This is a genomic window from Coleofasciculus sp. D1-CHI-01, from assembly GCF_040218875.1.
Lineage (GTDB): Bacteria > Cyanobacteriota > Cyanobacteriia > Cyanobacteriales > Coleofasciculaceae > Coleofasciculus.
Genome location: NZ_JAVJQP010000121.1, coordinates 1 through 9,629 on the forward strand (window position 1 = coordinate 1; position 9,629 = coordinate 9,629).

At 46.5% G+C, this 9,629-nt stretch carries 5 protein-coding genes; 3 read left to right on the forward strand and 2 right to left on the reverse strand.

All coding sequences use genetic code 11. The features are described from left to right. Positions 1-579: 579 nt before the first annotated feature. Both RIB93_RS21675 and RIB93_RS21680 read right to left on the reverse strand, forming a co-directional pair. On the reverse strand, positions 580-3,354 hold the full coding sequence (locus RIB93_RS21675) for a tetratricopeptide repeat protein (RefSeq protein WP_446375507.1): 2,775 nt from the start codon (positions 3,352-3,354) through the stop codon (positions 580-582). Then, positions 3,302-4,657 (reverse strand): P-loop NTPase fold protein, encoded by a 1,356-nt coding sequence (locus RIB93_RS21680; RefSeq protein ID WP_446375509.1) that lies wholly within the window; start codon positions 4,655-4,657, stop codon positions 3,302-3,304. The genes RIB93_RS21675 and RIB93_RS21680 overlap by 53 nt, the downstream gene beginning before the upstream one ends. Before the next feature lie 956 nt (positions 4,658-5,613). On the opposite strand from RIB93_RS21680, the gene RIB93_RS21685 reads away from it, so the two are divergent. The 3 genes from RIB93_RS21685 (at position 5,614) to RIB93_RS21695 (ending at position 9,531) form a co-directional block, all read left to right on the forward strand. Continuing rightward, positions 5,614-6,186: a Mov34/MPN/PAD-1 family protein gene (locus RIB93_RS21685; RefSeq protein ID WP_446375511.1), complete on the forward strand. Its 573-nt coding sequence runs from the start codon at positions 5,614-5,616 to the stop codon at positions 6,184-6,186. Between the two features lie 36 nt (positions 6,187-6,222). After that, positions 6,223-7,395, forward strand: a complete 1,173-nt coding sequence (gene moeB / locus RIB93_RS21690) for a molybdopterin-synthase adenylyltransferase MoeB (protein WP_446375513.1) — start codon at positions 6,223-6,225, stop codon at positions 7,393-7,395. 399 nt (positions 7,396-7,794) lie between these two features. Continuing rightward, positions 7,795-9,531 (forward strand): DUF3352 domain-containing protein, encoded by a 1,737-nt coding sequence (locus RIB93_RS21695; RefSeq protein WP_446375515.1) that lies wholly within the window; start codon positions 7,795-7,797, stop codon positions 9,529-9,531. Positions 9,532-9,629: the final 98 nt, after the last annotated feature.

A 9,629-nucleotide genomic window follows, 5' to 3' on the forward strand; every position in this document is an offset into this window, starting at 1 on the left:
AGAGCTGTCAACAATGGTGTTATGATTCGTGTTGCTCAAGATTGAGTTTAGCGTAGTCGCTCGGCACAGCTACAATTGTCGGATAGATTTTACGGTGAAATGGGCGCACGGCGTCAAACCCCTCTCCCCCAGCCCCTCTTCCACGCCAGCCCTCACCCCCAGCCCCTCTCCCAAGCCAGCCCTCACCCCCAGCCCCTCTCCCAAGCCAGCCCTCACCCCCAGCCCCTCTCCCAAGCTTGGGAGAGGGGAGCAAGAGGGGAGCAAGAGAATCCGATCCCCCTTCTCCCATGCAACAAAAGCGAAGCATCCTCTGTCATCCCTCCTCGCAGGGGGGAACGAGGGGGGTGGGAGAAGGGGTTAGGGGATGAGGGGGAAAATGTCAACGAGTAGATAGACAAGGTAGGGGTTTGGTTACCAAACCCTACTTAAAACCTTATCAGCATTAGTTTTCGCTTTCAGTTGACACCAAAGGCACGGCGTGCGCCCCTACAATGCTAATCAACCCATTAAGGTGTGCTACGCCGCTATCGTGGGTTGAGCGCAGTCGAGTGGGTTGAGCGAAGTCGAAACCCACCAGCCTTAATTCAGTGACATTCGTTCTAAGATTTCTCGCGTCACACCAGCCAAATAGTCATCCTGATACTCTAGGAATATGTCTAAGGCTGTCTGTAAATTCTCCCTTGCTTCGGTGTAGTTTTCCTGGGCTTCTGCCAGTAATCCTAATTTTCCATAAGTGCGAGCTTGAGAATAGCGATCGCCAAATTCAATCTTAATATCCAGAGCTTGCTGATAGTATTGCCTTGCAATCTCATACTCCCGTAACTCTTGGGCAACAATTCCTAACTGGTGATAGGGTTTGGCTTGAGAGAAGCGATCGCTAAATTCAATACAAATATCCAGAGCTTGCTGATAGTATTGCTTTGCAATCTCATACTCCCGTAACTTTTGGGCAACCATTCCTAAATTATGATAGGTGCTTGCTTGAGAGTAGCGATCGCTAAATTCAATAAAAATATCCAGAGCCTGCTGATAGTATTGCTTTGCCTGCTCATACTCCCCTAACTCTTCGGCAACCATTCCTAACTGATGATAGGTGCGAGCTTGTTCGTAGCGATCGCTAAATTCAATAAAAATATCCAGAGCCTTTTTATAGTATTGCTTTGCCTGCTCATACTCCCGTAACTCTTGAGCAACCATTCCTAAATTGTGATAGGTGTCAGCTTGTTCGTAGCGATCGCTAAATTCAATAAAAATATCCAGAGCCTTTTTATAGTATTGCCTTGCCTGCTCATACTCCCGTAAGTCTTGGGCAACTATTCCTAAATTATGATAGGTGTTAGCTTGAGAGTAGCGATCGCTAAATTCAATTTTAATATACAGAGCTTGCTGATAGTATTGCTTTGCCTGCTCATATTCCCCTAACTCTTGGGCAACTATTCCTAAATTGTGATAGGTGCCAGCTTGAGAGAAGCGATCGCTAAATTCAATTTTAATATCCAGAGCTTGCTGATAGTATTGCTTTGCCTGCTCATATTCCCCTAACTCTTGGGCAAGATTTCCTAACTGGTGATAGGTGCTGGCTTGAGAGTAGCGATCTTTAAATTCAATGTAAATATCCAGAGTCTGATGATAATATTGCTTTGCCTGCTCATACTCCCGTAACGCTTGGGCAACTACTCCTAACTGGTGATAGGTGCTTGCTTGAGAGTAGCGATCTTTAAATTCAATCTTAATATCCAGAGCCTGCTGATAATAGCTCTTTGCCTGATCATACTTTTGTAATTCTTGAGCAATGATTCCTAAGTTGTGATAGGCGATAGCTTGAGCGTATCGCTCACTAAATTTAATAAAAATATCCAAAGCCTGCTGATAGTAGTTCTTTGCCTGCTCATACTCCTGTAATAGATAGGCAACGGTTCCTAACTGGTTATAAGTGCGAGCTTGAGCGTAGTGATCGCTATATTCAATAAAAATATCCAGAGACTGCTTCAGGTAAGCTTTTGCTTGCTCATATTCCCATAAATCTTGGGCAACCCTTCCTAACTGCCCATAGATTTTAGCTTGATTGTAGCGATCACTAAATTCAATCCAAATATCAAAAGCTTCCTGATAGTATACCTTTGCCTGCTCATACTCTCGTAATTCTTGAGCAAGTTTTCCTAATTGTCCATAGGTACTAGCTTGGGAATAGCGATCGTTAAATTCAATCCAAATATCCAGCGCTTGCTGATAATAATTTTTTGCTTGATCATACTCTCGTAATTCTTGGGCAAGATATCCTAAATTGTGATAGGTGATAGCTTGAGCATGGCGATCATCAATATCTTGGTCAATTTCTAAACATTCCTGATACAAGTATTCTGCCTTTTGAAATTGTCTCAAGTCTAGATAAACAGTACCCAAATTCACTAATGCCGTAGCTTCACGACGCCGATTCTCCAATCTCCGGGATAGAGTTAACGACTGCTCATAAGACTGAATCGCCGCATCAAATTGCCGTTGTTGCCGATAACTCTCGCCTAAATGATTAAAAACCTTCATTTGAAACCCTAAATCATCCGGCTTCAACTTCAGCGCCGCCTCTAAATACTCCCTAGCTTTTTCAGGTTTCCGCTGAGTCAGATACGCCTCACCCAACTGTTCTAAAATCTCCGTATAATGCTGAAGATTTTCCCCCGTTGCCTGTTCTCCCGTTGGCTGATAATCCATCAACAGACGCTCAAGTAATTCCACTCGTTCTTGTTGTTCTGGTGTAGCAATTCGAGGGAATGACTCGGCTGGCTGAAACGCCCGTTCTATAGCCATCTCCTTCATTTGGGGAGACGTTTTAAACCGAAAAACGCCCGATGTCCACGCCCAAAAATCCGGGGCAAATTTAGCTAACCGAGTAATCGCATAATCAGGCAGAATAAACAGTAAAGGATAGGGAACTGTGCGTTTATAGGCATCGCGGACAAAGTTCAGATCCACTAACACTGGGGGATGCTCTCCAAACACACCAATCGACTTGGCTAATCCCTTAATCACTACTACTATCTTTTTATCCGCTTCCGGCTGAATCTTCTCTAACTCTTGCACCAATTCATCTCGGAGAAAGCACAAATTCGGATCAGCAAATTCCAGAATTACCCACTGAATCTCCTGACAATCCTCATGGCGGGTTAAGGCTTCAATCAGCAGTTCCTGATCTGGGGGAAAATTCACCTCAATAAACCCCAGGGTAAAGTCTTCAGCAAAGTCAATAAACGTCAGCAGTTCGGCAAACTCGGCTTGATTCCGTGCCAAAAACTGCCCGATTTCCTCATACTGTCTGCCCGGATTGGATAGCGGACAGGGCTTTTTGGAAGAATTCATTTTGCTTCACCACAGGATTAGGATAATTCCAGCGTTTGTCGCCGTTATATTCTAGAACGGATACATTAAAGAGCATCAATTGACCCAACTCATCTTTACTGACATTTTTAGTCAGGCAAACGTGAGCCAATAGGGGATAATGCTCATCCGGAATAAACCGTTCAAACCCAAACTGTTGTTGCTTAATCGCATAAGTAACATCCTCAGCATTAATCGTCTCATGTTTCCGGGTACTGGCAGTACGACAAGCCGTTCGCATCATCTGCATCAGTTGGCGCACATGACCCCCACTGGCTTTAGCCATCTCTAACAACACCTCGCGAGATTCAAACACATTCTCCACCTGAACCCGCTTTTCAATTAATCCCGCCATCGCCTCTAATCCGGCGAGTTTATAGTCCAAATCACAGCGTTCCCGTTCAAATTCATAAATCGTCACCATCGGGACAATATGGGGGTCACTATCCCATTGTTTGAGCGGGTTTTTCGGGGAACACAGCACAGAAATCGGGACGGTATAAATCAGGGTACAATTCAGGTCTTGTAACTGGGTGGCATAATCGAGAAATAAATGGTCAGCTACCTCCACCGGAATCCGATCTAGGTTATCAAAAATAATCAGTAAGCCCTTATAGTCGGGGAACTTTTGGCGCAGTTTAATATAAGCATTTCCCAATAAAAGATTAACATCCGCCTTGAGTCGGGATAAATCCTTTTCCAAGGTTTGACGAATCGTGGTTTTCTGCTTATTTGAGCCTTTGATTTGCGCCAGCAACTTAACCAAGAGTTTCGCTATAAAGGGCGCACCAGCACCTAAGCTAGCTTCTCCAGTAATACTGACTGATTTTTCTACCGTTTCCTCGGTTTCTTGGGTGACATCCTTAAACCAAGCTTCAAATTGCTGGAGAAGTTGAGCATCAAAAGACAAGCCGTGTTTGCGGAGTTCAAATTCGACTTGCTTAATCACAATTAAATATAAATCCGTGTAGCGAACATCATTAATATCGGTTTCCTCATTAACTTCCAGATAGATGACATAATAATCATCCCGCCAGCGCTGTTGAATCCGTTTCAATTCCGTACTTTTGCCACAGCCACGATGTCCAGTGAACAGAATCGTGGTATTTTCGCCAGGTTCTTGGAAGTCCAAGATAGTGCTAACACTCTCAACAGCAGAGGATTTACGCACCGGGGATAAATCGACATAATAGCGCTCCATTTCTGCGGGTTCCAGGGGCGCTAAGTCACAGGCTTTAAACGCAGATTTCAGGGTATTAGCGCGGGGATAATCAGATTGAGTCATCAGAGTTGAGAAAATAGCGATCGCCTGAATCCTGATTATAGTTGAGAGAAGTCACCGATTAAGGGGTGTGGGGTGTGGGGAATCTGTGCCACGACGCTCTAAGCATCCTCCACCACGCTCTGAGTGTCCTCCCACGACGCTCTAAGCGTCCTCCACCACGCTCTGAGTGTCCTCCCATGACGCTCTAAGCGTCCTCCACCACGCTCTGAGTGTCCTCCCATGACGCTCTAAGCGTCCTCCACCACGCTCTGAGTGTCCTTCCATGACGCTCTGAGTGTCCTCCCATGACGCTCTAAGCGTCCTCCCACCATGCTCTAAGCGTCTTTCGCTCGGCTCTGAGCGTCCTCCCACCACGCTCTAAGCGTCTTTCGCTCGGCTCTGAGCGTCCTCCCACCACGCTCTGAGCAAGTAGGTTGGGTTGAGGAACGAAACCCAACTCTCAGGTTTATTTGTTGGGTAACGCTTACGCTCTACCCAACCTACATCGCTAAGGATGCTTCGCTTTTTTGACACGGGAGAAGGGGTTAGGGGATGAGGGTGAAAAGCTTACCAGTCGTGCTTTTCTCGCCTGTAGTTGACACGGGTACGGCAATGCCGTACCCCTACGATACCTAAGATGGATAGCGTAGGGGCAGGATATTATCCATAGGACTTACGCACAGCCTCTATGTGTAGTGGCGTGGCACAGCTAATTTGGTGGATTAGAACTGTAGGGGCGCACCGACGTGCGCCCGATTTAACCCTAAATCTATCCCACAATTTTAGCTGTGTCAGTCCGCCATCGTGTGTTAGCGTAGCGTAACGCACCTTTGCCCCCATAAGTGGTGTAGGAACACCATCCTTGCGCCCGATTTAACGCAAGCCAGAACCCTTGCCCATCCTAATTTTCAACAAGGAACCCGTAGATTATACTTGTTCCCTATTCCCCATTCCCTATTCCCTCTCCCCTGAGATTAATGTCAAACTCAGATCATTCCCCAATCCATATTATCAACCTTAACCCTGCTCAAATTCAGGTGATGGAAACTCACGCCGAAAGCACCTACCCAGACGAATGCTGCGGCTTGTTAATCGGTCATATTAAGGGGGAGGTAAAAACCGTCATTGAAGTCTTTCCCACAGAAAATGCTTGGGATGAGCAGGCGGCGGAAGCCTTTCAAGGGGTAAACGGTTCACCCCGTCAGTCAGGGACTAAACGTAATCAGTTTAGCATTGCCCCAGAGGTGATGTTGAAGGTTCAGAAGCTCTCACGCGATCGCGAATTAGATATCATTGGGATCTATCACTCTCATCCTGACCATCCAGCCATTCCCTCAGAATTTGATCGGGCGATCGCATGGCAGCGCTATTCGTATATTATAATTTCCGTTCAGCAGGGTATAGCGTCTGACCTCAGAAGCTGGACTCTTGATCATCATCACCAGTTTCAGCCTGAAGCAATTCTCACGGGAGAGGAGGCGGAGAATGGGGAAGCTCGGGGAGTTGGGGGAGCAGAGGCGCACAGGAGCAAACAAAGGATAAATCACTAATCCCCAATCGCGAATCGCTAATCTTATCAAATTGCCATGTTAAATCCCAATCTGGAAGAAATCCAGCTAACCAAAGAAGAATACGAACGATATTCTCGACACCTAATTCTGCCAGAAGTTGGACTAGAGGGACAAAAACGCCTAAAAGCAGCCAGTGTTCTCTGTATCGGTACCGGAGGACTCGGTTCACCCCTCTTACTGTACTTAGCCGCCGCCGGAATCGGACGTATCGGAATCGTAGATTTTGATATCGTTGATAGTTCCAACCTGCAACGTCAGGTAATTCACGGGACATCCTGGGTAGGGAAACCGAAAATTCAATCGGCAAAAACCCGGATTCTAGAAATTAACCCCTATTGTCAAGTTGATCTCTACGAAACCCGCCTGACATCCGAGAATGCGCTGGATATCGTGAAACCCTACGACATTGTTGTCGATGGAACCGATAACTTTCCCACCCGTTACCTCGTCAATGACGCCTGTGTAATCCTGGGTAAACCTAATGTCTACGGTTCCATTTTGCGGTTTGAAGGACAAGCCAGCGTCTTTAACTACGAAGATGGACCCAATTACCGCGACTTGTTCCCCGAACCCCCACCACCGGGAATGGTTCCCTCCTGTGCTGAAGGCGGCGTTTTAGGTATTTTGCCCGGAATTATTGGACTCATCCAAGCCACGGAAGCCGTTAAAATTATCCTTGGTAAGGGGACAACCCTCAGCGGACGGTTGTTACTGTACAACGCCCTGGAAATGAAATTCCGGGAACTGAAACTTCGACCGAATCCAGTACGCCCGGTTATCGAAAAATTAGTAGACTACGAACAATTCTGTGGTATTACCCAAGCCAAAGAACAGGAGGCGCAACGGTTAATGGCAATACAAGAAATGACTGTTCAAGAACTCAAGCAATTGTTGGATAGTGACACCAAGGATTTTGTCCTCGTTGATGTCCGCAATCCCAATGAATACGAGATTGCTAAAATTCCCGGTGCTGTGTTAGTCCCATTACCGGATATTGAACAGGGTTCTGGCGTCGAAAAAGTTAAGCAACTCCTAAATGGTCATCGCTTAATTGCCCATTGTAAAATGGGAGGACGTTCAGCTAAAGCCTTGGGTATTCTCAAAGAATCCGGCATTGAAGGGATTAATGTCAAAGGCGGAATCACCGCTTGGAGTCGGGAAATTGATCCGTCTGTACCGGAATATTAAACATTAGTGTCAACTTAAGCTTAACCCCTCTCTATCCCCCCTAACCCCCCCTTGAAAGGGGGGAATAGGAAATTGGGCGCATGGGGAATAGGAAATTGGGCGCACGCCATGCGCCCCTACAATTATCGGTATTTTACAATAGTTAAGTTGTTCGTCATTTAAAGATTATTTTCAATCCCATCAAAATTATTGTAGTGCGGGCATCTTGATCGCTACTAATACGATTAAGTTATTGAGGGCTTGCTGCATAAAGTCCAAGCCTTTATATTGATGCCAATACTCCTCAACTATTTTTACCAAGGACAAATTAAAAATAACGTAGCTGACTTCTCGCTTGCGCGAGTATGACTAATGACTAATGACTAATGACTAATGACTAATGACTAATAACGAATATTCATGCTGAGAAAAAATAAACTGGTTCTACGGGTAACATTAGCCCTAATTGTTATCCTAATGAGCGGGAGTGTCATCGCTTACTCTCTGTTCGTACAACATAATCTCTGGCTGGCAAAAGCACCAGTGGGGGCAAAACTCGTTCCTCAAGATACCCTGATCACAGCCTTAGTGTCTACAGATAGCGGCAAATGGCGGCAATTGGAGCGATATGGTACACCCAACACTCTAGCGGCGTTCGTCAGACAACTCGCCCAACTCGAGGAAAGCCTGCTAACGGAAAATGGCTACGACTACGAGGATGATATCCAGCCGTGGTTAGGTGAAACGGTGATGATTGCCTATCGGGGGGATAGTACATTTGCACCAGAAACGGAATCAGAGCAAACGTCCCCTGTCACGCTACCGTTTATCAAACTCCCCGACTTAATTATCTTACCCATTAATAACCCCGCCCAAGCTAAAGAAATTTGGGCTAAAACCACGTATCAGAAAGTGACTCAGTTTGGCGAAAGAACCTATCGCGGGGTTCAGATTCGCGAAACCCAAAAGCCCAATAGCCAAAACTATTCGGTTACTGTTTTGGAACGGTTTGTCGTGGTTACGTCAAATCCCCAAACCATGGAACAGGTGATTGACACCTATAAAGGGGTGAAATCTGTGGCATCTACGCCGGGATATATTGAGGCTTTAGCGACAATTGACACCACCCAGGCGTTTGCTCAAGTGTACTTAAACCTACCTGCATTCACCGCCACCGCCGCCGCCAACTCCACGCGATCGCTCCCGCCGGAACAGTTGGCTCAAAGGCAACCCCAGCAAGGGCTGGTGACGAGTATTTCCTTGGAGTCGGATGGGATACGTTTTCGCGGCATGTCTTGGCTGAAACCGAATAGCCAAAACGCCTATCCCATAGAAAATACCAGTAGTCGTTTACCCAGACGCCTCCCTGCCAATACCCGATTAATGCTGAGTGGTAGTAATTTCGCCCAATTGTGGAATAGTTACGCCCAAAACGCCCCCTCTAATCCCCTGATCCCCATTCCCCCAGCGAATCTGAGTGCCGGGATACAGACAACTCTGGGCGTAGATGTACAAGAGGATTTATTACCCTGGATGGCAGGTGAATGGGTAATCGCCCTCATCCCCGCGACTGAGGATTTGCTCACACCCCCAGAAAACCAGCCGCCACCCATGCTAGGCGCAGGTATCACCGTCATGATTCTATCGAGCGATCGCGCGGCTACAGAAAAAGCATTCCAGCAGCTTGATCAAGTGATGGAAACTCGCTATCAGTTGACGGTGGAAAACACCCAACTTAATAATCAACCAGTGGTACGGTGGACATCTATCCTAGGAGGCATTACCGCTACCCACGGCTGGTTAGAAGGAAATATCGCATTTCTCACCTTCGGCGCACCCATTGCTGATGCCATTGTTCCTCAACCCCAAGCCCCCTTGACTCAAATACCACTGTTTCAGCAAATCGTACCCACCAAACCCAGTCCCCACAATGGTCAAGTTTTCATTGAGGTTGAGCGTCTCTTAAATCGAGATAATTTAAATTTGCCTCAACTTCCCTCTCAACTTGATCAGATGATGCAGGCAATCCGCGCGATCGGTTTGACGACAGCCGTAGAAGATCAGCAAAACACACGTTTTGACTTATTTGTCAAGCTAAAAACGATACTACCGTCCAATCCAGTTCCGGTTCCTTCTTCTCCGATACCATCCCCTTGAGGAGATGAGGGAGATGGGGGAGATGGGGGAGCAATTTCCTGATCAAAAAAGGACAAATGACGAATGACAAAGGACAAAGGACAAATTAGGTCTGAATG

Coding starts and splice junctions, on each gene's coding strand:
- moeB (WP_446375513.1), top strand. CDS start 6,223: ATGTTAAATCCCAATCTGGAAGAAATCCAGCTAACCAAAGAAGAATAC.
- RIB93_RS21680 (WP_446375509.1), bottom strand. CDS start 4,657: ATGACTCAATCTGATTATCCCCGCGCTAATACCCTGAAATCTGCGTTT.
- RIB93_RS21685 (WP_446375511.1), top strand. CDS start 5,614: ATGTCAAACTCAGATCATTCCCCAATCCATATTATCAACCTTAACCCT.
- RIB93_RS21695 (WP_446375515.1), top strand. CDS start 7,795: ATGCTGAGAAAAAATAAACTGGTTCTACGGGTAACATTAGCCCTAATT.
- RIB93_RS21675 (WP_446375507.1), bottom strand. CDS start 3,354: ATGAATTCTTCCAAAAAGCCCTGTCCGCTATCCAATCCGGGCAGACAG.